This is a genomic window from Prochlorococcus sp. MIT 1303, assembly GCF_001631965.1.
GTDB lineage: Bacteria > Cyanobacteriota > Cyanobacteriia > PCC-6307 > Cyanobiaceae > Prochlorococcus > Prochlorococcus marinus_D.
This window is the reverse complement of the sequence record NZ_LVHK01000042.1, coordinates 193841-217139: the sequence shown is the minus strand read 5'-3', so window position 1 is coordinate 217139 and position 23299 is coordinate 193841. Positions and strand designations below refer to the sequence as shown.

Here is a 23299-nt window from a genome sequence, read left to right as displayed (position 1 = left end):
GCTTTCAAACTGCCTACCAGACCTAGACTACCAGAGTAAATCCCCCTCCCCACTCTGGCACGGGGATCAGCTCTCCTGTTCTTAGCTATTCCGAGGCTGTCTGAGCTAGGCATTTGCACTCATGAAAAACCTGGCTTCTTCTGTAGAACGTAAGTACTGGCTCTCTATATCCGATGCTTGGGGCTGCACGTCATGGCCAGACGCACTGGCTATCTGATCCTGAAGGTTATTGGTATCTCAAGTTCAAAGATGTCCTTGGTCGTAGTTACCTAGAACGCCACATTGAAGTGATCAAAGGTCGACCAATAAAAGGTGAACCAGCTCTCTTAAAAACCAGAACGATCTATCACCACGTTGATGATGCAAGAGAGTTATGGAAAAGACTTCAACGCGAAGGGTGGAGGGTCACGTCAGCCCAAAAGTATTTATCCGCAGAGCTTTGGTGAAGTTGGCCGTGCTTTCAGACGACGCAAAATTTAGCGATCAGTGGAATAAGCGATCAGTGGAATAACAGCTTTGATGCTGTAGTTGTTCGAGCAAATGAGGGCAAAGGTGAGAGCAAAACGCTTACTGCCGTCTGGCTGCAGTTTCCATATCACGCTGCGCTGCAATAGCCGGCAGTTCTTAATTGCTAAAGCCCTTAGGCGTGATGTGTTGTTGGCGGTACTTAAAAAGTCCCAGCAGAAGTTTGCCGTGAAGGGTTATGGGCTCTGCCTGATGGCTAACCACTTACACCTACTCATCAAGCCAGCCGATGCCAAGGATTTGCCGAGGTTGATGCATTGGTTTGCTTGGTACTCAGCCATGGCCTTGAACCGCTTGAGCGGTCGTTGTGGGCACTTCTGGGAGGCAAGGTATTTCTCAACGCCGATCCACCCCAAAGACCACAGACGAGTGCTGAATACCTTGAGGTATATCCATGCCAACCCCAAAGCAGCAGGGGTAAGGAAAGGATTCTTTGATCCCTACTCCAACTATAGCCACTACAGCAGGTTGCAATCAGATGGCATCAGCGAATGGCCGCCAGCCTTTTTAAAGTTATTGGCAACGCTTGATGGCTGTGCCAGGCGCTATCGTGTGACCCATTGTCATCGTTGAGAAGGTTGGGCAGGTTCCTGTCTTCTTGCAGCAGGTTCACAGCTTCGGCGTTGATCTGGTCGCGACCAAGGGCTATCCCAGTGCAACTCAAATGTATGAGCTGGCTCGTGAGATCGATGACTACATAAGGAATGGGCAAGCCGTTGAGCTGTTGGTCTGCGCTGACTTTGACCCTGAAGGCGATGACTGGCCTCGTGCAGCACTAGAACAAATCAGAGGAAATGTCAGCGCCCTTCATATGGTCGACAGTCAACGGGTGCTGGTGACAAGGGAAGATCTTGATGACATCGGTCCCGCTATGCAATATATTGTACTTTGAATTACTACCCGATGGTCCTCTAAAATGAGTTCTACCCCGAGAAGTCTCATTGGAAAGAGTACGCAAATTGGAACCAAGAAAGATGATGTACTTGTGGCTTCGTATGGAAAAGATATTTTAATTGGTGGCGACGGAAATGATTTTCTTTTGTCAGACGACTATGACGATATCTTGCTCGGCGGTAGCGGTAAAGACAAATTTGTTTTGGCAAAACTTGAGAATCCAACCAAGCATCGAACAATATATATACCTGACTTCTCAATATTAGAAGAGGATTGTATCGACTTCTCGCATCTCTTAGGCTCGGATGCATACAACTATATTGGAAACGAAAATTTTTCAGGTCATGGCAATCAAATAAGGTATGTACCATTAAAGAAAGGTAGGAAGCAAAAAGATGTTCCAGATTTAGCTCGGCATTATGACCAGAATGTTATTGATATAGTCTACTCTGACAGTGGTCAGGGTCTATGGCATTCTCATTTCCATAAGGATTGGATGTTTCATGGGTTGTATGAACCCGCAAAGCTCATCATACAAGACGAAAATCTTCATGAAACAACAATCGTTATTGGCTATAAAGAAAATGGAAACCCTCATTCCAGCAAATATTATTCTAGTAAAAGTTCACTTTCGACAGAATCATTAGCAGCTCATTCTTCAGCTTCTCTGCTGGCCCCATCAAAACAGAGGCAGGAAGGAAGTTTTCCCGGTTCTCCCTTCCAAGGCCCTTTCGACCCAGGCAAAATTTTCCCCAAACCCCAACCCACGCCAAAGTGGAATCCTCCTCACATCTCCTTTCCACACCCGCATCCGAAACATAGAAATCCCTTCCACCCGCATCTTCCGAGTCTTCCAAAACCAAAAGGTCACAGCACATTCCCACCGATAATTCCAGAGCTACCGGTTCCAACGCCTCCACATAAAAAAAATCCCTTCCTGAACCCGATATTTCCAACGTTTCCACATAAAATAAATCCAAGCCCCACAAACCCAATAACCACAAAAGGCTTTCCTTTTCCTGTTCCTGTTCTGCCAAGCCCCACAAACCCAATACCCACAAAAGGCTTTCCTTTTCCTGTTCCTGTTCTGCCTGGTGGAATTCCTGGCGGTGTTCTGCCTGGAGCCTCTAGTACCCACAAAGGCGTACCAATTCCTGGAGGTGGTGGGTGGATCAAATTTAAGTATGGCTTGAGTGATTTTCAGGCAACTGCGTCTAATGTAAGAGTCCCCAATTTGCCACAAACTGGAGATTTTTTAGGGGGAAAGGCTGGGTTTGGAGCAGATACTAGGATTCATGGAGCAATGACAGCTTCATTCATACTAAATACTGGCTCTAAAGGGACTTATACATCATTTCCAACAAGTATAAATATTTACCCGGAAGCACCACAAGTTAAAATTGGGACTGCTCCGGTCATTGGATCGGCTGGATTTTCTGGAGCTGTAGGTATTTCAAGCGTGTTAACTATTGATGAGAATTCACAAAATAAAAGTTTTGCTTTTGATGCCACGCAAAACTTAGGTTTACAACTAAATATTGAAACATATACAGAAGATAATTTCTTTAACACTGTAGCTGTTGATGACCACTTTAACTATCTCTACAGTGGTACAGAATTCACAGGACCTGATGATCTTACCGGGCTTGATTGGAGATGCACGATTACTCCAAAAGTATCCGGTAAAGTTGGCATAGGAGCCCAAATAGGCGACCTTGGCAGTGCAACTATTGTTGATATAGGCCCAGATTTCAATTTAAAGTATACACTAAATATAGTTGATGGGGTCGGAACAATTACATTTGACCCTACGCTATCTGTCGGAGGCGATATCGGAAAAGTTTCAATTGGTAGTTTAAGTGTTGCCGCAATGGACTATACAATTGCAGAAGAACCCTTTAGTACATTCATAGATGAGTTGCCAGCAACCTATTACCTTTAAAGAATACTATTGACTCTATCAATGCTTACTATCTAGCAATAAAGTTTACAGATTTATATTGTTTTACTAACACTCACTTAAATCTGTAAGTAGAACAAAAAACTGACATAAAAAAGGGCACCCGCGTTGGATGCCCTCAAGTCCAGGACAGGTTTTTAGGGTTTCAACGTCCTCGGACTCCTGATCTAGGTCTAAGCAAACAACAACAAGGCGTCAGTAGGAAGAATTACTCCTTTCGATCAAGCGTCTCTAAATGCCCCCGCACTACCCTTTCGCACCACTCAGGGGCTGGATCGCACAAGCATTTTTTCCTGCTAAGAACATAAAAAATAAACCCCCCGAATCTGGATGGGGGGTTCAGGTAGCTGTTTCGTTTGAAAGCGGGTTTTCCCAGGCCCGTTGTATCCCTCGCAATCACGCCGGTTGGGTCCCAATCCACCTAGCGATAGCGATTATTGATCAGCAGTCACAACAGCTGCACCGACAGTTACAAGCACAGCTACTGCAATGGCAACAGTGCTTGATGTTCTCAAGGTTCTTCATGGCATTCATTGCAAGGTACAAACAAATTCTCCTGCCTCTGCAATAGACAACCGAACCAAATAGGTAGTGAGAACCAGGGCCGGTCGGTCTTAGACATCACGTCTAAAACGTCACAGGTAGGGTTTTCGCGACCGCGATTCCTTCAATTGAATAAAGGTGTCTATGGAGCTGTCGACTGGTCTAGGGATTTTTAGGGACTCGGGACTATTCCAAGACCCACAAGTAGTTCGTTGCTAACAAGAAGATGCTTTGCCTCAACTCAGTGCAGCATTACCTGATTGTCTGGACTTTCCCCACTGTTGAGGGGGCTTGGGAGTCGTGCCCTGGATTTGCGGACTACATCAACGCAGGAGGTCCTGGCGACAAATTCGAGGGCTTTGAGCTGAAATATCGCGTCTGCGAACCGGTGAGTGGCAGTGGGGTTGCCATCGCAGTAGCTAGCGATATCGGCAAGGTTTGGGCCCACCTCGGTCCTTGGATTAAGGGCTATGGCATCCAATTTGAGGTCACTGCTGTGGTGTCAGATGCAGAGTTCGCTGCAATGTGGCCTGGCGTGGAGGCTGCTGCTGCTGTCGCATAAAGACCCACATGCGTTAGAGCGGCTGACTGCGGTGTCAGCCCAGGTGGTGAGCAATCAGGACTAACCTTCCGCCCACACCATTTGCACGGATCGGGAATGCGCTATCCCTCTTCCTTCGATTCGAATTGCGAAATCCTTTGCAGACGACTGGTTTAAGGATTTTTAGGTTCCTTCAGCCAGCGTTTGCGTCGCAAGTCAAGGCAAAACTCGCACTTACAGATGAAGTTCTCCTCTAGGAAATATCTCCCCTGCGGCCGAAATCTTCCCTCCCCAAGCGTGTGTGGAGCGTGAAAGGCATGCTTTGAGCAAGTTGATCGTCGCTTGGCTGTAGTTCTTCCATTAAGCATTCACCTGCGCATAGAGGTCTGCTGTTGCATCTGGCTTGAACCTGGCGTAACTACCGAGATGAACTTCAATCGTGTGCCCCATGGCTTCAGCGATATTGGCGACAGGCAACCCCGCAGCATGTGACGCCTTGGCATAGCGATGTCTAAAGGAATACGTCGTGAGCTGTTCACCTGTGTTCAACGCCTCAGTTTTCAAGCTCGACCAGACCTCACGCCGACGCAAATAATTATTCAACGCCTGTGCTCCATCGCCATCGCTCTGCAGTGGGGGTAACTCTTCGCCAATTTCAAGCCGGGCTTGCAACTTCCAATCAATGGAAGAACCATCGAGATTACGAACAAGTAGCGGTAACAAGCGACGCGGTTCTGTCTTATCTCCTTTCCTGCCGCCCATCGATTTTTGATAGATGGTCCACAGTTCAGAACCCTTTGCCCCTTTTTTGATCCGTAGCCATCGCAATTCTTCTGGCCTGAGGCCATAGACGCTGCAGAGCTGAACAGCAAATTGCCAACGTGGATCAGGCATTCCTTCCAGCAACCTGAGGATCTCTGCATCTGAAATGGCGTAACCAACGCGCTTGGCCTTGCGCACTTCTGGCAGGGATGTAGGAGGCAAGTAGATCGTTTTTAGGTGACCTCGTTGCACCGCCCAAGTCAGAAAGCCATAGAGCTTTTGACGGCTGATCTGACGGGACCTGGAGCCTTGTTCCCATTGCTCGAGGCATGACATGCAAAGCGATTCCCCATCACGTGGTGGGGTTCCTTTGAACTTGTCTCGACATTTGAGCAGTACAGGTAGATACATCTTCTTCCAGGTTTTATCGCCAGCGTTAGGGACGAACTTCCTGTAGCTCTCGATCAGCTCGCTGAAATTTAGTTGCTGTTTTGAGCTGCTTGTATCAGCACTTTGCGCTGCCTCTGCCAGGGTGAGACGTCCACCATCCCAGCGTTTAAAGATCTGCTGAATGCGGGGCAAGGCATGAGCGGAGCCTTGATTGCTCCAGTCGTAAGGGAGCATCACTGAACCAACACCACTGATCTGTAGACGCATGCGTCCGCGATGGTTCAGCACCTTCCAGTTGGGTGCTGTCGAGATGCGAACTGCCTCTCTAAAGGGCTTCACCCAGGGATCTGTGTTTGAGATGCGCCCCAATTACTCGAGACATGTTGCTATCCATATTGTGTGCTGAGTGTGTGCTCAGCGTCAAGCAGAGGCGATCACCTGATGACATCTGATGATACAGAACCTTTTCTATAACAAGGCTATGACTGGAGGAAAGCCCATAAACACTAAAGCGAGATATTGCTTTGGGAGCACTAGGTCGCAGGTTCGAATCCTGTCGCCCCGACTTGAATCTCAGCGAATAGCAAACGTGGTTGCGCCCTGTGTGCGCCCTGAGAGCTTTTGGTTTAGGCGGGCCAAAGCCAGCTGCGAGGCCTTTGCAAGGCTCAATTTTTGAGCGCGACAACCCCTCGTAGTTTGTAAATGGGGCCATCGAGCAGCTGCTTGCACCAGCCGCTTAAAGCCACCGCCAACGCAGCCAAAAGGGCCTCATGACACCGACCAACTTCCTAAATACGCAGCAAGCAGCAGAGCTGCTGCGCGTTTCTGGTAGCTGGTTACGTCAGCGCAAGGCCAAAAAGATTTTCAAACCCGGTACTCACTACGTCTATTCCACTGGAAACATCTACGGCACCTTGCTGTGGCATGTGATCGCCTTGCAGGAGTGGCAACGCGATCAGACATGTCAACTGGAGGCAAAGCCAGAGATCAATGCCTCGCGAATCGAGACCTACTGCTCTGGGAAGGATTGAGTCAAATCGTTCTTAACCACTTCCGATCTCAAGACTCCATGAGCAACACTTCCCCCTCGAAGGCTTCCCCACTAGCTGAGTGGTTCATCAAGGCCTTTACTCCTGGGTGGGGCTACGTGATTGAGGTGAATGGAGTCAAGGCATTTCGTTCAGGTCATCCTTCAACCAAGATGCTTTCTCATCACCTGGGATTGTCCAAAGAAGAACCTTCTTACCTTGCAATTCGCCCTTCTAGGAATACCCAATGGATTGCATTTGACATTGATCAGGCACGTTCTCCATACCACCCTGATCGTGGAGATGACGCAATCAACATCTTTTTGGAGAGATGTGCACTGATGGGCTTGAGAGAGTCCCTTGTATTTCGCTCAAGTCACAGTGGAGGCATTCACCTCTGGTATCCATTAGCCAAACCGGTTAAAGCCTTTGATGCAGCTCTCACTGTGAAACTATGCCTCGAGGCAGGCGCAATAGATGCAGGCGAACTGGGCTAGAGCATCGACTTCACTACTGATCAACAACTGAAAATATCTTCAGGCCTGTTGGAGGTCTTCCCTAACGTCAAGCAAGTAGATAGTGACTACATCTCAATCCGGTTACCGTTCACAGGTCAAGGTAACGGTCTTTTGCTAGACGGGTTCGGCTTAGTAGAGGAGCCGTCTCTATTGCCTGATAGATGGAACGTCGCAGCACAAAACAATGTTTTGGTTCAATCCATAAGACTTAGAAAAAGAGAGTTAGGTTCCGGTCCCTACAACCTTGTTGATGATGATCATGAAGTCACCTGTATCAACTGGATCAAACCTAGGAAGCGAACAGCCGCGAACCAACAACTGGTCTACGCGGATAAAGGTGAGAAGCCCATTGAGAGTCTTGCTAAGCAAAGTGGTGAGCCAACAAGCTTGCAAGATGCCCATGACCTACTTGCTCGTGGATGGACTGGCAGCAACCAGACACAACACCTTTGCCTATCAGCGCTAATGGTTGCGAGTCAACTATCGAACGACTCAGATGAAGTAGCCAATCATGTGAAGGAGCTACTGATTCACGCAAACGGCTTCGCTGATCATTGCGGGCACATCAGGGAAATCGAATCAGGACAGTTGCCTGGTAGATCTGCGTGCCAAAAAGCAGCAAGATTCACTCCAAGCTATGAAGGCAGCTGGAAGGAGGCCGCTAACGACGCCAAGGCAAAAGATGCTACTGAGCGGGCGCTTGGAAGTATCGCAGCAGCCAGCATCGACGGAGTCGTTTTTACGTCAATCAACAAAGCAATCATCTACTTGAAAGAACACTACGGAGCTCCATCAAGAGCTTGGTGGTTCAAAAGCCAGAACAATTTTTCCCTTGAGTCTTTGAGGGGATTTTTAGCTCCATAGTCAAAGTGGTTTTGACGCTCATGCAAGGGGCTCGTTGAACAACCTCAGTGCACTGATCGCGTCGTGGTTCCTGTAAACCGCATCGCTGTCATTCAGGTTGAGCAAGGCCTAGAAAAAGAGCGCAATACTCAGTCGATACTGAAACGACAGGCCCTTGAAGTTGTTGAAGGTATAGATCCAGCCAAGGAACAAGAGGCCAAGGGGCAGGAAGCCAACTAGATATCAGCTGGCTTTTAGGGATTTTCTATCTAACTGGTAGAAGTTCTGGGAGCTGCCAACTGCCATCAAAGTAAGCCTTCTGAGGCTGATACATTCTCAGTACAAAATTCCAGCCTGGATAAATTCCAAGGTAATTGCTCTGAGAAGGCTCGCCACCAAAGTGGATCACATAAGCCCCATCAGCATTCGCTTTCGCGAAAGCACTGTTTATGTTGTAGGCATCACCTTGAACGAATCCGTCTTTGTCGTAAACGGTGATTGACCAAAAACCATCGACAGGAACATCCTTCAGGGTGAGAACATTGGGTCCTTCAAATGTTGGGGTATAGAAGGGGTAAACAGCCTGCTCTTTGGGTAGACCACCCCAGCCAATTGCGACGCCAGCTCGATGCTGATCTGCTGTGAGCTCGCCTTTCTTCCCAAAAATATCTTCTGACTTAAATCCTTCACGATCGAAAACCTCCTGAACTTTCTTACGCATGGCAAGAATCTGATCCATGTCCCAATTGTTTGTGGGGTTATACGATCCGCGCTTGGTCTGGTAGACACCCAATTGATCCTGCAGAGCTGAGGCTTTTGCCATGTCGGCAGGATCGCGCATGTTCACGCCTGTTCTGAAAATTACCAGCGCATATGGCGTACCAACGTTTTCTTTGGTCAGCGTGAATGCTCCTGGCGAGGTGATTGTCATCGGCATGTAGTGCTCTTCAGAGACCACAAGTGCACTTTGGTAACGCCCTTTCGTTCCTGGCATTGAGATTGTGGCTGGTCTTGAGAGGTCGAGAACTAATGCGGAGTAGAGCGTGTCAAAGTTCGGGCGAAGGATCGTTCGGTCGTTGGGATCCATGGCTCCCTTCATGTGCCAGAACACACCGACTCCATCAGAGCAAGTGTTCTTGGCAATCTTTTTCACGTAGTCAGCAAAGATGACCTGAGTTTCTGCAAGCGCATAATTGTCTTCATTCACCCGGGTTACGGCTTTGGTAGGCCAGTGAATGGCAGCAGGCGGTGACTGAGCGCATTCCGTTTCTGCGGCCTTTAGCGCTGTGCTGTCTATGGACATGCCAAAAAGCAGGCTTGATGCGAAGAAACCGCCAAACAGAGCCGGGTGAAATTTGAACACAGATAAAAAAAGATTAGTCATTCACCCTAGAGCTGAGCTCAAACAAAAATGCCCTTCACGGCTCAGCCTCAGGGCCGGGTGGTGCGGGACCTATCCGGATTGGTTTCTAGGGATACAGCGGGCCTGGGAAAACCCGCTTAAAATGAAATGCCTACTTGAATCCCTCATCCAGATTCGGGGGGTTCTTTTTATGCCCTTAGCAGCATAAAAATGTTTGTGCGACCCAGCCCCTCAGTGGTGCGAAAGGGTATTGCTGAGGCGAGCAGAGGTAAACGCCAACAGCTCAACTCTCCTTATTTTCATCGGCTTCCCAGACATGAAGCCCTGAGCGAAGAGCCTCGCGTCTTAAACCTTTGCGGGTGCGGTTGCGATTGGTTTTGAGCATCGTCTTCTTCTCATTGATCAACTGAAGTTCTCGCTTCAGGCGGTGTGAGGGTTTAAGGCTTGAGAGGCTTGCGTAGACCTTGCCCAAAGTGCCTTCAGCAGCTTGATAGTCGCCCTCATCAAGCTGTTCGATGGCCTGACGACGTGATCGATTGGCTTGTAGAACAGTGAACTCCTCAATCACTTTCTCATCAGCTTCCAGTCCCATGACTTCGGCTGCTGACATCACTGGCAGCGTGAGGTGCTCAACCAACGTGCTACGAAGGCTCTCACCAGGTGCATCCCAAGCCAGACGAACGCTGCAGATTTCCTAATTGGCAGACCAGGCAGGTAGTTGCAAACGCACCGCCACATTGAGCTCTTGACCCAGTCGCAAGCTTGGCAGTTGATGGTTGCCGTAATCGGTAACAGGTAGATCGTTGAGTACGTCGACAACCTCTGCACCGTTCTTGGCACGAACACCAAGACTCACCTTGTGACCAATCGTTGTGGCTAGCCCTTGCAGCTCAGAAGCGTAGAGATCTTTGAGTTGCTGCGGAGATTCGATATGGGCCAAGGTGCCATCACCTGCCGTTGCGATGGCTCCCATCAAGTCTTCATCGAAGTCAAGCCCTAGGCCAAAGGCACTTGTGCTGACGCCCCTTTGGCTAAGACCAGCCACCTTTTCGGCAATCTCTGCCTGATCGGTCAGGCCTTGATTTGCATGGCCATCGGAGAGAAGTAAGACGCGGTTAAGAGCAGAGGGATTACTGCTCCTGACGAAAGTTCTCGAGCTGGTGTTTGTGGCGATCGAATTCTTCCTCCGTTCGTGCTTCTGAGAGCTTGTGCAGCATCCCTGAGTCGTAGAAAGCAAGTCGCTCCGCCCAGTTCCACTGTTCCGCTCTTTGGCGCAGGGTTAGAAGCTGTTAGTGATACTTGGAACTTCAATGCTTATGCATTGGTCCCCATTGGAGATGTTGAACACACGCTGAATAGCCATTACAAGGGAGGTGCTTTAGATACATATGGCTTAGATGTTGGCTACAGCATCACACCAGATCTCAATGCTTCTGTTGGTTACTACTACCAAAGTGGTGATGTCGGTGAAGCCGATGGTTCTGGTGTCAAAGGAAGGGTGGCTTACAACATCAGCAATGGTTTAACTCTTGGTGCAAACCTCTCATATGACGAGGCTTTTGATACACGCTTTACAGCAGATATTAAATATCGCTTTGGCAGTAATGCTTACGGAGCACCAAGCAAGAAAGAGCCTAAAGTAATGCCTGCAATTCAAGCGTTATCTGCAACACCAGCCAATCGATATGTGAGGGTTCACGATGTGTGCCGGGACCCTTATTGGTGTTAAAGGAAGGTTTGCCTAGAAACTAAAAGTCCCTAAAATTAGAAGATGTTCACGAGTCACATCAGAGTCTACAATTAAGACTGCTATTTTGACGGCGGAGATGCCCCCTAATCCCCTGCGATTATAGGGGCTTTTTGTTTCTTCAGTCACCTCACTATTCGCTTAAAACGCCATCCGATACCTGGCACCATTGACTTGCAGAAAGTTGCCTTGATGTCTTCTATTAATGTTGGCATTAAAGTTTATTAGCTCTAAGCCAGCCAATGACACCTACTCCAGCATTGACTGAGGCTACTTGGTTTGAGGTTGAATTACTTACAACCCTTATCCTATACCAGATCCCACTCTGCCCAGAAGAAGTACGATTTACCGTGGAGATGATCTGAACTGTACTACGGCTACCAACAAGGGACCTCGGTATAATTGAGCATCCGCTGTTAATGCTTCCCACATTGGCAGGATTAAAGGCTCCGCAATCTCGCAGAAAACTAGGTGATTTTGTAACTCTAGTTGAAATTGGATGCGTTGTGGGTTCCACCGAGATACTACCTGGGCATGGGTGAGCCACAACTGGAGCAGCTATATAGAAACTCATGCAGAATGCGGAAAGCCCACAAATTTTCTTGATCGATGAAGTCATGTTCAGTTTTTTTGAGTGAGGAGGATATCCTCTGTCTACCGAGCTTCTTCAACAGATACCACATTTGTCGTGATTACAGTCACTCGCAACTGTGATCTTGCTCACAGCAGGTATATATGCTCACGGAAATCCTGTTAATGAGCGGCAAGCCTTGCAATTACTTATGACCACACTCTTTACGCCTGAGGATACTTCACTATTGCCATATTCACTGGTCAGACCGCTTGCTTCTATTAATATCCTCTGCAATAAATTCTCAAGTATTTGAGCAATTTGTTGAGTCTGTCGGACACTTCTTCTTTTGCCAACCATCTAGGCTTTTTAAGATTATATGCTTACATTCATTAGCATATTTGTCTTCTGATCTCGTTCTCTGCGGACCTTGATGACCGGCTGCCTTTAAGGCAGTTGCTCGCTCTTAGGCATCAATGCAATCCAGCTTCATCGCCAATATCATTCGCTTATTTGTTGAAGCCACTGCGACGCAGTTCTTCGATGGCTGAGAGGTTGATCGGTGCAATCAGATCGGCACTGGCTCTCACCTGGCAGTGATACGGACCGCTTCGCTCAGCGCCCTGCCTTAGATCCAGCTGCCGTGATGACAGGCGGGTCAAGGTCACATTCAGCCAGGGCTGCCCATCCCTCAATGTGATGGCATTGGTTTCTGCGGACTCGATTTGGGTCATCAAGATGCCGCCGTAGCCGAGTTTCACTAAAGGCTCACCGCCATCAAAAGGTCGGCAGTTGAGACCCTCGGGATCACGGTCGACAACCAACCAGAGCATCTGTTGGTAGTAGCCCCTGTTCCCTTGCACCTTTGTAGTCTGAAAGTCTCCATTGACATCCATTCGCGGTACATCGGCCCACTGGGCCTTGGCCGCAGTGGTGCACGAGCCCCCAACCCAAACCAGAGCCAGCCATCCCAACAGCTCGCAAGCTGACCAATGTCTCAACGCCACGGTTTTCAATCTCCAAGTGCAACAAAAGTGATCAACGAAATTGGGGCAAACATCAGATCAACCCAAATCCGAGCGATTCTTGAATCTCTACTGCCTTCGAAGCTGCCGAAGAGAATTTGGACTGATCCTATCAATTCTCAGTGCTTATTGTACAGTCGCCCAATTAATAAATTTACGATTGTGTTCAGCATTTTCATTCCCTAGCTTGTCATCTTCATCTCGACAAATCCAAGGGCCATTAGGAACGGATAGACCTCTTCCATTAATGGATGATAGCTGTTCAATTGTGAGTTCGTCGTCAGTCATTGGTTTGAATGGTTGTGAGGGACTTATCCCTCAGACTCACACATCATCTACCAATTTCTCTATTACGTCATTGATTCCAACCATTGGTAGTTGTGATCTTGGTCACAGGTCCTGAGAGGAATTAGCACAACTTGAATATTGGAAGAACCTAGCTGAGATTACCTAGACTCTCGCACCCAATAAGGGCACACGTATCTTGAACACTCTCTCCAGAAGTTCCAAACAGCACGGCATTTGGCTGGTCTTTCTTGAATGTGTCTTGACCACAGGTTACGGGATGGCAGTATTCATCAAGTACCATTACATCTCTATTACGTGAACTTGAGAACATAGCCCCTATAACTGGTGTTAGTTCTGGTTGCTTCTTTGGTTTCTTTTGTTCCTCTTCAGCTATTGCAGGTAATGATATGAGTAATGTTAGAAGTAGGAGGATGTTAGGTACTTTCACATAAGCGTATGTGTCTCTATAGACTATAGCTACACTTTTTCAGCTGAACTTAAAAATCAGAAGCAGGAAATGTTGGACTGGTTGAATAATGTAAGGATTGGTTAGAGATTACTCCTACCACTATGCAGGTCAAAGCCCCCTGTGTTGTCAGGTCCGTCCATTATTGCACCGCTTCCAACAAAGGTTGTTACCTTTTGATGCACACTGGGTTCTTAGGGTGAAACAGGGGTCAGAGGAGAGCTAGGGGAATAGCTCATCTGTTCTAATCATTCTCCAATCTTGCTTCACTCCACAAGTTCCTTATAGTTAGAAGAGGTTGTGAGTAAAGATTGTGAAACCACTAGAAGACCTAAGCAGAATTCCAGCGTGGATGAATTGGGTTGGTTGTGCGTGTGGAACTACAATGGGAGTTGTTTATGGAAGTGCTCAGGATAATCCTTTGATAGGGTTTGCTCTTTTCATTCTGTGCTTGGTTGTTGGTTTTATTTTCACTTTGATTATGAGGGGAGTAGGTTTCAAGATTTACCCCATTACATCAGGGATGAAGATCAGAGGGATTGAGAATGCATCACGGAAGAGATTGGAAAATAAAGACAATTAGTTTCAATGGAACAACCAAAAGAACAACAATCTAATCCAAGAAGAAAAAGTAAGGGTCCAGCTCGGCGTTATTTACTTGGACTATTGTTCATCGCTGCTCAGGTTGTTGTTCTTTATGAGTTGTGCGTTTGGGTAGGATTTTCTTACTGGTTGATTATCATTCTCTTTCTATTTGCCTATAATTTCAAGTTTTACAAAGACCTTTTTGAATGGATGAACGGTAAGGGAGTAAAGATGTTTGATGATGCATATAACAGGATGTTTGATAAAGACCGTAAGTAATCAAGTCTTCAACAAATAAGAATAAAGGAAATATGGGCATCAGGCTCCCCGACAAGCAGAAGTCGTCAAATCAATGAGACCTGAGACACGTCATTGATCCCTGCCAGTAGCAGCATCTGGTCGTCACCAACGCCATAAGCAACACCTTGTTCAGTCACCGTAAAGCCAACTCCGGCAATACTTTGTACAAAGTCTTCTCCAGCTATGTAGTCCTGAACAATGGAAACTCCTGCTCCAGCGATGACCTGGAATGTATCTGCACCTTTATCGCCCCAGACTGTTCCAGCACTGACGGCAAGGATGTCATTATCTGCTCCACCTCTATAAGTAACGCCGTCAATAGTGCCAGTGACGTAGTCCACGCCACGATTGCCGTTTACCCAAGATCCTGATTCCGTCCCAAAAACCTCAATTTTGTCATTATCTTTGCCTCCTAGGTATTTGCCCTATCCACCATGGAGAACGATATGGTCTTCTCTAGTATTTCCATTGACAAAGTTATCAGCACCTCCTGTGATCTCCAGGAAGTCGTTGCCTCCCATCAATGCTCGATTGAAGTTGGCTTGGCCAGTTAACACATCCACTGCATCACTTAGAAATTCGCGTCCGTTGACAACGGAGCTTTGAACTGTTGTGATGACGTTATTGTCTCCTTCCACGTTGTTATCTCCATTTACCGTTATTGAGGGAGCTTGAGGGTTTGTCGCTACCTGCTCTTTACTTGTATCGTTGATAATTATATAATGCTCAACTATCCATTCTTCGTCTGCGTAGAATATAAATCGCTCAGGGCCTTCTGTCAGGTTGTCAGCAATAGCATTGAAAGTGAATGCTGCCTTGCGTTCATTGTCTAATGTTGCTGGGATTGTTGGCGTATTAAGATCAAATGAGCTGTCAGGGTATAAATACGCCTCTACTACATCGCCTGGGTGGAATCGATAACTGCCGTTATAACTATCATAATTGCTGCTGTTGTCCAATTTAATTGTAACACTGCTTCCTTCGTCTACATAGGTAGTAGTTGAGTCAAAGTAAGAACTAGTCATTTGTTTGGTGTGAGTATTGGAAGTCGTGCCTCCGATATATTTACCATCTCTGAATCAGCCAGGAACTACATCACCTAAATAGGGGTAATCGTTCTGGGCCTATCCCCCCGTGTGAGGGATGTTCAAAATAAACTTCAATGTGAAGCTGTGATTATCAACTTAGTTTCAGCTGAATAATGGATGAGCAACAGCAGCTAATCAGCTACTTCGAGAAATTCAGAGCTGAAATTCTAGAAAAACTAAACTGCGACACCACAACGGAGCTTTTATCTGAGCAGGAGAAAGTACGTCTTGCCCACGCTTATCTAGACATCGTCTCAGAGGGCTAATGAAACTGACCCGGGGGAAAAGTCTTTGAGCCCTACTTATCCGACGATGCGATGTCTTATCGCAAAGACTGCCGCTTGAGTTCGATCACGCACCCCAAGCTTGCTGATGATCGTGCTCACATGGCTTTTGACGGTTTCAGTCGAGACGAAAAGGGACTCAGAGATTCCTTTATTGGAAAGCCCTTCGACAATTGCATTGAGAACCTCTAGTTCCCTTTCGGTGAGTTGACAGTCGATAGCAGGGGCATCGTTGAGCTGTTTGCTATCGCGCGCCAGATCACGTACGTCAGCTGGGTAGTAGATCCCGCCTTTGAGTGTCGTCAGTAGCGATTGAATGAAGTCGCCATTACCACTCCCGACAGAAGAGACAAACATCACGCCATCAGCACCAGCATCTAAGGCTTCATCGACGACTTCCTTGGTTTCGCGTCTAAGAAAGATCAGTGCCTTGATCTGAGAGGAGACAAGCTTTGCTTCTTTGACGAGGTCGATCCCATAACCCTGCTCTAGGTCATCAGAGGTGAAAAGGATGTCTGGGCGATGCTTGCCAATCGCTTTTATGCCTTCTGCTTGTGTTGTCGATGCAGCGGTAATGGAGTCATAGATCGGCTTGACGAGGCAAAAGCTATTGAGAGCTAGGCGATCCCCCATACAAGCAACAGATGTTTTGCCGGCTAAGACTTCGCGGCACTTCCTGCGCGCAGCCTTTAAAGCCTCTGAGTGGTGGTCGAATTCCATAGCCTAGAGGCTACAGGGCTAAAGGTATAAATCCCAAATGGGGGAATAGGCCCAGGATTCTTTCCCCCGTTTAGGTGATGTGTTCTTAGTTGATCTAGATGATTATTAAGAAGTCCTGATTTAGAGCCTTCGATGACACTTCACACCGATTCAATTACTAACTATCAGTGGGCATCTGATCTTTGGAACTACTCTGGACGTGATCGTGTAGTTAATTACAGCATCGTGGGAGAAGTTGGCCACGTTAGTGTTGGAATCTCTCAACAAGAAGCTGGTTTTATTAGATATGTTTTTAATCAAATTGATGAATTGACAGGTCTTACTTTCCAGGAGACTGACCACGCTAATGCTGATATCACAACTGTTTCTGTTGCACGCTATGAAGATCCTCGTGTTATGGGGCTAGCGGTGAATTCACCCGAGCATAAACGTATGTTTGCCACTTGGGCTGATGAAGCCGGTGCCAATTTAACTTTCGAAGAAGCTGAGACTATCATGCATGAAATAGGCCACGCTGTTGGCCTTGGCCATCCTCATGGAAATGGTTTTGCGCCGGGCATAAATGAGCACGACACAATCATGTCTTATCATGACACTGGTGCATTCGTTGGCTATTCAGCTACTGATATTGCTGCTCTCCAATCACTTTGGGGAGTTGGCTAACCAAACCATACAGCTCTTACTGGGGTCATTAGAAAAGCAGGGCGTGAAGTGTTGTGCGCGATCAATCCCCCGAAAAACCATCAAACCCCCGTCAAGTGCGGGGTTTTGTTATTGGCTGCTCCAGGCAACAGTTCCCTGCATCGAGGGGTCTTCTTCAGAAGAAGACCAAGCCCTGATGCCAGGAGCCAGTGTCGGCATCAGCTTTTTTAAAGCTATCAGTACGCTCGATTGTTCAGGATTGGGTTTGGTGGCCTTACCTAGTCCTAGAGAAGAATTTCATTCATGCTGGGCAAAAAAAAAAAGGATTACCTAAAAGGGATTGGTATAGGAATTAGAGCCTTGTGATCAAGATCACAGTTCCGCTTGAGTTAGGTCATCACCTCTGCCATTGATTCGAGAGATGGTGTGTTCATCGGGGGGAGAGATCCCTCAGATACACATCACCACCTCAGAGCAATGACAACTACTCAAACCATCCTCGGAACTGCTGCAGCTGAAACACTCTCTGCTCCTGATGACCTTGGCTACACCATCAAAGGCAAGGGTGGTAACGATTTAATTGGTGGCGCTAACGGAAATGACATCCTTCGCGGCGGCACAGGTGATGACTGGATCGAGGGCTTTGGCGGAAACGACAGTCTCTTTGGCGGCCAGGGCAATGATGTTTTAGTTGGTGGTAGTGGCCAAGATATCCTGAAGGGTCGCTCTGGTAATGATTCTCTGTATGGCGGTGCAGATTTTGACGTTCTAAAAGGTGGTCGTGGCGATGACTACTTAAATGGCGGCGCAAATAGCGACATGCTCAATGGTGGCCTTGGCCGAGACAGGCTTGTTGGAGAAGATGGTAATGATTGGTTAGATGGTGGTCGTGGCGATGACGTACTAAATGGTGGAGTTGGTCGTGATGTCTTCTTCCTTTCTTTTGGGAATGATGTCATTGAAGATTATTCTGTCAATGAAGATGCCGCCATTACAATTGATGATGATGTCTTTGGCGCTGATGTTGCTCCCATGTTGAGCATGTCATCAGCGGGGCTGCAAATCATCACTGACTTTGGTACAACAACGTTGGCCGGTGTAGACATCAGTGAATTCACTATCGCTCAGAACATTGAGATCAGCTAGTCACTATTCGCATTCACATTTTTTGGGAACCTTCTTAAGTTTGTACTAACGAACTTGGATGAAAATTACCAAACAATGGTATCGGGGAGCCTGATGCTCTACGGAGCTGAAAGCTATACAAGACCTAAAAAAGGAAAAGCAAGGCAGTCGTGAGGTGCGGCTGATCTATCCCCCGACAAGACATTCTCAACGCCCCGCCTTGTGCGGGGTTTTGTTATTGCCTACATACCAGTAATCTCCCTATAGACCCTAAGCACCAAACACGCCCCGCCTCCCACCGGTTAATTGCCATTCGATCATCATTTTGACAAAAAGAGTAAAGGGATGGTAAAAAACATTAAAATTTTCTAAGCTGATCTGCATCGTAGCTAACGTTGAAATAATAGAACAATCCAGACAAATGCCATCCTCCATTCCAGCGACTATTAATCTGACTCCAAATCCAAATTACAATACAATTAACATCCCATCAAACCAGGGCGCTGCCGTTTTTAGCGACGTTGTCTTCCAGAATCTTGGCGAAGGAGTAATTAGTGTCGAAGGGTACCTTGAAAACGCGGGGACATTAGTAATTGGCGAGCAGAACTGGGTTGATACAAATAACCGACTCGAAACAGTCCAGGACGGACATTTTTATAATGATGGGATCATGCATATTTACAGCAAGTTCCTAAACAAATACGGAGGCTACGGCGAAGGCTCAGTTAACAATAAAAGCATTTATATCTCAGATGAACAGCAGAAAAGCAACGGCATTTTTATAAACAATGGCCAATTTGATAATTTCTATGAGATAGAAATTTACACGAAATTACGAAATGAAGGGATGCCATTCTACAACGGCGCTGCAAAAGAAAACCAGGCTACAATCACCATAGGCAAACCTGGCACACCCTCTGGAGGCACAGGCGAAGGAGCTGCAATATTAGAAAACGTAAACGGATATATTTTTAATTACGGAATTGTTTACAACAACGGCACTATCGATAATAGTGGGCCGTATGCTTCTTTTACCAATTATGATAATGGCAAAATAGTCGGGAATGGACTCCACAAAGGTGAACTTATTAATCATGGAGCAATTAGTCCAGGAAATTCAACAGGTGGATATTTAATTGATGGAACACTCTTTCACAATGAGGGTGGAAATAAAATTTATGAGCTAGGTGGCACTGATGATGCTGATCGTGACAGCAATAATACTGAGTATGATTATATTGATGTAACTGGAGGCCTTATTATTAATGGCGGAGCCCTTGAAGTCTCTCTGATTGATGGCTTTAAGCTTTCTGCTGGCGATTCCTTTGTGATTGCCAAAGTTGATGGAGACCTCTCTGGTCAATATGATGGCCTCAAAGAAGGCGATTCAGTAGGAAGATTTAAAAGCGATAAAGGATCACCACGTGATCTCTTTATTACCTATCAAGGAGGGGATGGTAATGACATTGAGCTCTATACGAAATCACTCTTTGGTGTCCTTCCTAAGAGCTTGCGTGAACCAAGAATCATTGGTTCTGCTGAAAATGATTTATTGACTGGAAGCTCTGCAAACGAAGTGATCTTTGGAGCTAGTGGTAATGATGTTTTGCTAGGAGGCGGTGGAGATGATCAAGTCACAGGAGGCAATGGTAATGATCGGCTTGATGGCGGGTCTGGAGATGACCATCTCAAAGGAGATCGTGGTGCTGATACCTACACCCTGAGTCGTGGTGATGATGTGATTATCGGCTTTTCATTCGCTGAAAACGATCGCATCTATGTTGGCAATGGAGTTGAGCTTTCCTTGACGCAAGTCGGAGATGATTTATTGCTCACAGCAGATGGCATACACACCACGCTGCTGGATGTGGGTAAGGTTGAGTTCTTAGCGGCTGATTGTATTAACTACATCTGAGCTGTAAAAACTGTTGTTATGCCATCAAGGTTCAAACGATGCCTTGATGGCTCTAGCTGAGCGCTTGATCTGCTGACAAGCTGGGCGCATCATCTCTTGACCCACGGCCTTTGCGGAGCTGATCGTTTGCTAAAGGATATGTCGTCGCTTGGTGCGTTCTGATTGCCTGCTGTTGCCTCGGTAGAGACTTTTTTGGTATTGCTTGGTGCTCGTTGCGGGCACATTTCAGCGATGGAACAAATCAGATTGGAGCTTCCGAAGTGAAGAGCCAATACAACTGACTCGCTCAGAACGTACCGACAATGGTTACTTAGTAGAAGGGAGAAACACTAACGGTAGATTCGATTTATACATAAATACAGAAGGGGATAAAATTACTGATGCAAGGCTTACATTCTCTATACCCAATAGTTCTGGATACAGAACTACCACAAGTGCAGAGCTCAATGACATCAATCAGCCAGTATCCACAATCGAAGATAATTTAAACGATGGATTGACTGGACTTCGCAAGATTGTTAAAACATGGTTAAGTGGAGATGATAGAATCTTGGTCGGCGATCGATATACAAATAGTTTTTTTCATGGTCGCGAAGGAGATGATGTCATAGGCGCTAGCAATACAACAACAATTTGCGGAGGTTATGGTAACGATACTCTGTATGCAACAAATCTTTTTTCGGGGCCCGACAATTTCCAATCTCGCGTGACAGCTTATGGCGGACCAGGATCCGATCACTTTATGGCACTTACCGTTCCGAGTAAAAACAAGTGGGCATTTATTAATGTAATGGATTTTGAATCAGGAGTCGATAAATTCAGCTTTACTGATTTTTCGCTAACAGAAGAACAATTTCCCTTCTTGTCTGGAGAAATTGGGCTAAGAGAACAGTATGGAAATACGTTGATTTCTTACAAGGGACACGATATGGGGATGCTTACAGGCGTGACAGGACTTTCCTATGAGGAGATCTTCTGAATTGCAATAAATCATTCATTAGCCCCGCCAAGTGCGGTTTTTTTCTCCTGCTTCGGTAGTGACCAACATCACAGCCAAGGTTGAGGAAGGTCATCAAGTCGGCCTTAGATTGCGGCGATGGTGTGTCCGCCGATAAGAATGGCAATAGAACCCATTACCATGATCAGCGTTCTTGCCATCTGGATGCCAGTACGTTTGAGGCTCAGCGGCTGGATTATGGAGTTGGACTAATGAACGAAGACAAGCTGATTGAATACAATGTAGATGAGGATTACTTTCGCTACAGCAGTGGTTACTACTGGGAGGATTGTGAAGCAAGTAGCGCCATCTTTGTCACTCAAAAGATGGTTGACAAATATAAGCTAGAACATGATCGCACTGATGAATGGAGCATGGATGCACATAAGTATGCTGATTGGCAGGCTAAGAATGCTGAATTCTTTTCTGAGATGGAATCTAAATACGCTCAAATTATCTACTTAGATCACGTAATTGATTACAGTAAAGCAAAGGATGGTGGCCGCACAACGGATACGCCACATGGAGATGTGAAAAGTCTTGAGTTTGTCGCTTGGTTCAATTCCATCCCTTTTGAACTACTTAAGGAAAGTAAGGATGATGTGTCCGTAGAGAGATGGTGCGAATGACTAAAAATTTATGACTGCATATCATTAATTAAGCCCAGATCACAACACCAGGACTTGGCTGCTTGAGCGCAGCTTGCACCTTCCCCGCATCTGCCGTTTCAACTCAATGCCCCGCTCTCACGAGTGGGGGTTTTCAGCTCATGCGGAAGCCGGTAACGCCAAGGTTCCAAGGCATCGGCTGTGGCCGGCGGCCTTGAGTTTGGTGGAGTTTAAGTGGCCTTGGGACGAGGGTGGCAAGTGGTAAGGGGGTGACGGTTGCTTCTAAGGACCCACAGCCTAAACACTCAACGCCACAGCAACAGCAGGGGCTTTTTATTCCTTCAATCACCTCCCTATTCGCTCCTTAAAATGCCATCCGATACTTGGCACCTTCTTGCTAACAAGCAACGTGCAAAGACGTTTAGTTAATAGATGCCTGCTCTGAAAATACTTAAGTGCCACTGATAAGCTAGCCATCAACTACTTGCCTCTAACCAATACCTATATCTCCTCAACTGTCTCTCAGAATCTGAACTGAATATCACCATCTCTAATTCCATTTGGTTTTCTAAATTTCACCGCAAGTTGATGCCACTCGTCTGGGATTTGATTGAGGTCAACATCCCAATCCCATGGCAATCGTTGTTGGCATGGAGAAACCCTCTTTTTCTTACCCGGCCTTCTTCAGTGCTGAAAAGCTTCTGAGTTGCTCGTGGCAAATGCCACGAGCAACCTGCCTCTTCAGTCCGCCCAGGAACTCGGAATCAACAGCCAACAACGTAGTTGGCCAGGTAGGCACGTGCCCACTTTTAGCAACACTTGACCGTCAACGATCTGACATTGCGTTCTATAGGGCGTCCACCATGGCCTCAAGTTTCCGCACGCCCGCTCTGGAGAAAAGCCTCGTCTGCATCGATCATCGCTTCCGCATCGTCGTGGAACCAGCAGCCATACATCAAGTTGAGCACCCGATCCACATCAAGATCGCGATCGCTCACGTCCTGCCATAACCTCTGCGTCAGCTCAGCATCAGCTAGTTGAAACTGAGCGTTGGCCAAATTCCTTGCAGATGAGAAGTAAATTTCACGTTCACGTGCCGCAGGCGACGTATAAGTGAGAGGTTTGGTTTGGATCGCTTGCGAATAAACCACCGTTGTCAAAACAGCTGGTTCCAGCTTGAGTATCGATGAATACAAGTACAACTAGCATTAACGTTTGTTCAAGATGAGCAGCAGGTCCTATCCAGGCCACGCCTGGGCTTAGCCCCTCAGGCTTAAAGATCCTTCTCGGTGATCATTGGTCTACTTGGCTTATACGTCTAGACGAAGTTGGTCTACGCGTATAAGTGCAAAAAAGCCCCCGGAGGGGCGGTGCGCAATGGAAGATCGTGAGCACAGCTGTGCTCAGCTGTTAACACTGCACAAGGGGAGCACTTGCTCCCTTTTGCCGCCATGCTCTCCACCTCGTGATGGGCATCATGAAGTTTAAGGTGATCCGGAACACCTTGCTTTCCTTGCCCCGCCCAACACTTCTCCGACCAGAGACTTTCTAGCCTCACAATCGTTACGCTG

The 23299-nt window shown here is 47.0% G+C and carries 26 protein-coding genes and 2 pseudogenes; 18 read left to right on the top strand and 10 right to left on the bottom strand.

Annotation, left to right across the window (positions count from 1 at the left end):
• Nucleotides 1-173: 173 nt before the first annotated feature.
• From PMIT1303_RS07460 to PMIT1303_RS07430, 5 genes and pseudogenes are all read left to right on the top strand, one after another.
• Nucleotides 174-446 (top strand): DUF1651 domain-containing protein, encoded by a 273-nt coding sequence (locus tag PMIT1303_RS07460; protein ID WP_063398170.1) that lies wholly within the window; start codon nt 174-176, stop codon nt 444-446.
• Nucleotides 447-540: 94 nt separating this feature from the next.
• A pseudogene (locus PMIT1303_RS07455) lies at nt 541-1074 on the top strand (transposase); the annotation flags it as partial.
• 49 nt (nt 1075-1123) lie between these two features.
• Nucleotides 1124-1417, top strand: a complete 294-nt coding sequence (locus PMIT1303_RS07450) for a hypothetical protein (protein WP_063398169.1) — start codon at nt 1124-1126, stop codon at nt 1415-1417.
• Between the two features lie 24 nt (nt 1418-1441).
• Complete coding sequence (locus PMIT1303_RS13415) at nt 1442-3361, top strand: hypothetical protein (RefSeq protein ID WP_156486955.1); 1920 nt, start codon at nt 1442-1444, stop codon at nt 3359-3361.
• Between the two features lie 787 nt (nt 3362-4148).
• Nucleotides 4149-4484 (top strand): DUF3303 domain-containing protein, encoded by a 336-nt coding sequence (locus PMIT1303_RS07430; protein ID WP_197459790.1) that lies wholly within the window; start codon nt 4149-4151, stop codon nt 4482-4484.
• Nucleotides 4485-4823: 339 nt separating this feature from the next.
• Here PMIT1303_RS07430 and PMIT1303_RS07425 read toward each other — a convergent pair whose 3' ends face one another.
• Nucleotides 4824-5984 (bottom strand): hypothetical protein, encoded by a 1161-nt coding sequence (locus tag PMIT1303_RS07425; protein WP_063398165.1) that lies wholly within the window; start codon nt 5982-5984, stop codon nt 4824-4826.
• Nucleotides 5985-6385: 401 nt separating this feature from the next.
• Here PMIT1303_RS07425 and PMIT1303_RS07420 point away from each other — a divergent pair, with 401 nt between their 5' ends.
• The 4 genes from PMIT1303_RS07420 to PMIT1303_RS13410 all read left to right on the top strand — a co-directional run bounded on the left by PMIT1303_RS07420 (nt 6386) and on the right by PMIT1303_RS13410 (nt 8244).
• Nucleotides 6386-6646 (top strand): hypothetical protein, encoded by a 261-nt coding sequence (locus PMIT1303_RS07420; protein WP_063398164.1) that lies wholly within the window; start codon nt 6386-6388, stop codon nt 6644-6646.
• Between the two features lie 38 nt (nt 6647-6684).
• Entirely contained in the window at nt 6685-7140 is a 456-nt protein-coding gene (locus tag PMIT1303_RS07415) for a hypothetical protein (RefSeq protein WP_063398163.1), read from the top strand.
• Between the two features lie 48 nt (nt 7141-7188).
• Nucleotides 7189-8025 (top strand): hypothetical protein, encoded by an 837-nt coding sequence (locus PMIT1303_RS07410; RefSeq protein WP_063398162.1) that lies wholly within the window; start codon nt 7189-7191, stop codon nt 8023-8025.
• Nucleotides 8026-8088: 63 nt separating this feature from the next.
• Nucleotides 8089-8244 carry a hypothetical protein gene (locus PMIT1303_RS13410; RefSeq protein ID WP_156486954.1) on the top strand — a complete coding sequence of 52 codons (156 nt, stop codon included), beginning with the start codon at nt 8089-8091 and terminating at the stop codon, nt 8242-8244.
• A 25-nt stretch (nt 8245-8269) separates the two neighbouring features.
• Here PMIT1303_RS13410 and PMIT1303_RS07405 read toward each other — a convergent pair whose 3' ends face one another.
• The 3 genes from PMIT1303_RS07405 to PMIT1303_RS14350 all read right to left on the bottom strand — a co-directional run bounded on the left by PMIT1303_RS07405 (nt 8270) and on the right by PMIT1303_RS14350 (nt 10412).
• Nucleotides 8270-9388 carry a DUF1254 domain-containing protein gene (locus PMIT1303_RS07405; RefSeq protein WP_063398161.1) on the bottom strand — a complete coding sequence of 373 codons (1119 nt, stop codon included), beginning with the start codon at nt 9386-9388 and terminating at the stop codon, nt 8270-8272.
• 262 nt (nt 9389-9650) lie between these two features.
• Nucleotides 9651-9980 carry a hypothetical protein gene (locus PMIT1303_RS07400; RefSeq protein ID WP_156486953.1) on the bottom strand — a complete coding sequence of 110 codons (330 nt, stop codon included), beginning with the start codon at nt 9978-9980 and terminating at the stop codon, nt 9651-9653.
• Nucleotides 9981-10061: 81 nt separating this feature from the next.
• Nucleotides 10062-10412, bottom strand: coding sequence for a hypothetical protein (locus PMIT1303_RS14350; RefSeq protein WP_063398159.1), 351 nt, complete (start codon nt 10410-10412; stop codon nt 10062-10064).
• A 228-nt stretch (nt 10413-10640) separates the two neighbouring features.
• Here PMIT1303_RS14350 and PMIT1303_RS07390 point away from each other — a divergent pair.
• Nucleotides 10641-11096, top strand: a pseudogene (locus PMIT1303_RS07390) (carbamoyl-phosphate synthase); the annotation flags it as partial.
• A gap of 1098 nt (nt 11097-12194) precedes the next feature.
• On the opposite strand, the gene PMIT1303_RS07385 reads toward PMIT1303_RS07390, so the two are convergent.
• Together PMIT1303_RS07385 and PMIT1303_RS13400 are read right to left on the bottom strand one after the other, a co-directional pair.
• Nucleotides 12195-12692 carry a hypothetical protein gene (locus tag PMIT1303_RS07385; RefSeq protein WP_156486951.1) on the bottom strand — a complete coding sequence of 166 codons (498 nt, stop codon included), beginning with the start codon at nt 12690-12692 and terminating at the stop codon, nt 12195-12197.
• A 144-nt stretch (nt 12693-12836) separates the two neighbouring features.
• Entirely contained in the window at nt 12837-12998 is a 162-nt protein-coding gene (locus tag PMIT1303_RS13400; RefSeq protein ID WP_156486950.1) for a CCRG-2 family RiPP, read from the bottom strand.
• A gap of 1054 nt (nt 12999-14052) precedes the next feature.
• Here PMIT1303_RS13400 and PMIT1303_RS07375 point away from each other — a divergent pair.
• Nucleotides 14053-14328, top strand: coding sequence for a hypothetical protein (locus tag PMIT1303_RS07375; RefSeq protein ID WP_063398156.1), 276 nt, complete (start codon nt 14053-14055; stop codon nt 14326-14328).
• 65 nt (nt 14329-14393) lie between these two features.
• Here the strand turns inward: PMIT1303_RS07375 and PMIT1303_RS07370 are convergent, their stop codons facing one another.
• Nucleotides 14394-14690: a hypothetical protein gene (locus tag PMIT1303_RS07370; RefSeq protein ID WP_063398155.1), complete on the bottom strand. Its 297-nt coding sequence runs from the start codon at nt 14688-14690 to the stop codon at nt 14394-14396.
• 84 nt (nt 14691-14774) lie between these two features.
• Nucleotides 14775-15374, bottom strand: a complete 600-nt coding sequence (locus tag PMIT1303_RS07365) for a hypothetical protein (protein WP_063398154.1) — start codon at nt 15372-15374, stop codon at nt 14775-14777.
• 176 nt (nt 15375-15550) lie between these two features.
• Between PMIT1303_RS07365 and PMIT1303_RS13395 the strand changes: the two genes are divergently transcribed.
• Nucleotides 15551-15703, top strand: coding sequence for a hypothetical protein (locus tag PMIT1303_RS13395; protein WP_156486949.1), 153 nt, complete (start codon nt 15551-15553; stop codon nt 15701-15703).
• A gap of 36 nt (nt 15704-15739) precedes the next feature.
• On the opposite strand, the gene PMIT1303_RS07360 is transcribed toward PMIT1303_RS13395, so the two are convergent.
• A complete protein-coding gene (locus PMIT1303_RS07360; protein ID WP_063398153.1) occupies nt 15740-16441 on the bottom strand; it encodes a response regulator transcription factor in 702 nt (233 codons plus the stop codon).
• A gap of 132 nt (nt 16442-16573) precedes the next feature.
• Between PMIT1303_RS07360 and PMIT1303_RS07355 the strand changes: the two genes are divergently transcribed.
• The 6 genes from PMIT1303_RS07355 to PMIT1303_RS13385 all read left to right on the top strand — a co-directional run bounded on the left by PMIT1303_RS07355 (nt 16574) and on the right by PMIT1303_RS13385 (nt 21993).
• On the top strand, nt 16574-17104 hold the full coding sequence (locus tag PMIT1303_RS07355; RefSeq protein WP_063398152.1) for a zinc-dependent metalloprotease family protein: 531 nt from the start codon (nt 16574-16576) through the stop codon (nt 17102-17104).
• 456 nt (nt 17105-17560) lie between these two features.
• Nucleotides 17561-18229 carry a calcium-binding protein gene (locus tag PMIT1303_RS07350; RefSeq protein ID WP_063398151.1) on the top strand — a complete coding sequence of 223 codons (669 nt, stop codon included), beginning with the start codon at nt 17561-17563 and terminating at the stop codon, nt 18227-18229.
• Between the two features lie 400 nt (nt 18230-18629).
• Entirely contained in the window at nt 18630-20123 is a 1494-nt protein-coding gene (locus tag PMIT1303_RS13390; protein ID WP_156486948.1) for a calcium-binding protein, read from the top strand.
• A 202-nt stretch (nt 20124-20325) separates the two neighbouring features.
• A complete protein-coding gene (locus PMIT1303_RS07340; protein WP_063398149.1) occupies nt 20326-21102 on the top strand; it encodes a hypothetical protein in 777 nt (258 codons plus the stop codon).
• Between the two features lie 80 nt (nt 21103-21182).
• The gene (locus PMIT1303_RS07335) at nt 21183-21749 is read left to right on the top strand and encodes a hypothetical protein (RefSeq protein ID WP_063398148.1); all 567 of its coding nucleotides are present in this window, start codon (nt 21183-21185) and stop codon (nt 21747-21749) included.
• A 106-nt stretch (nt 21750-21855) separates the two neighbouring features.
• A complete protein-coding gene (locus PMIT1303_RS13385) occupies nt 21856-21993 on the top strand; it encodes a hypothetical protein (RefSeq protein ID WP_156486946.1) in 138 nt (45 codons plus the stop codon).
• Between the two features lie 604 nt (nt 21994-22597).
• Here the strand turns inward: PMIT1303_RS13385 and PMIT1303_RS07330 are convergent.
• On the bottom strand, nt 22598-22903 hold the full coding sequence (locus tag PMIT1303_RS07330; RefSeq protein ID WP_063398248.1) for a hypothetical protein: 306 nt from the start codon (nt 22901-22903) through the stop codon (nt 22598-22600).
• Nucleotides 22904-23299: the final 396 nt, after the last annotated feature.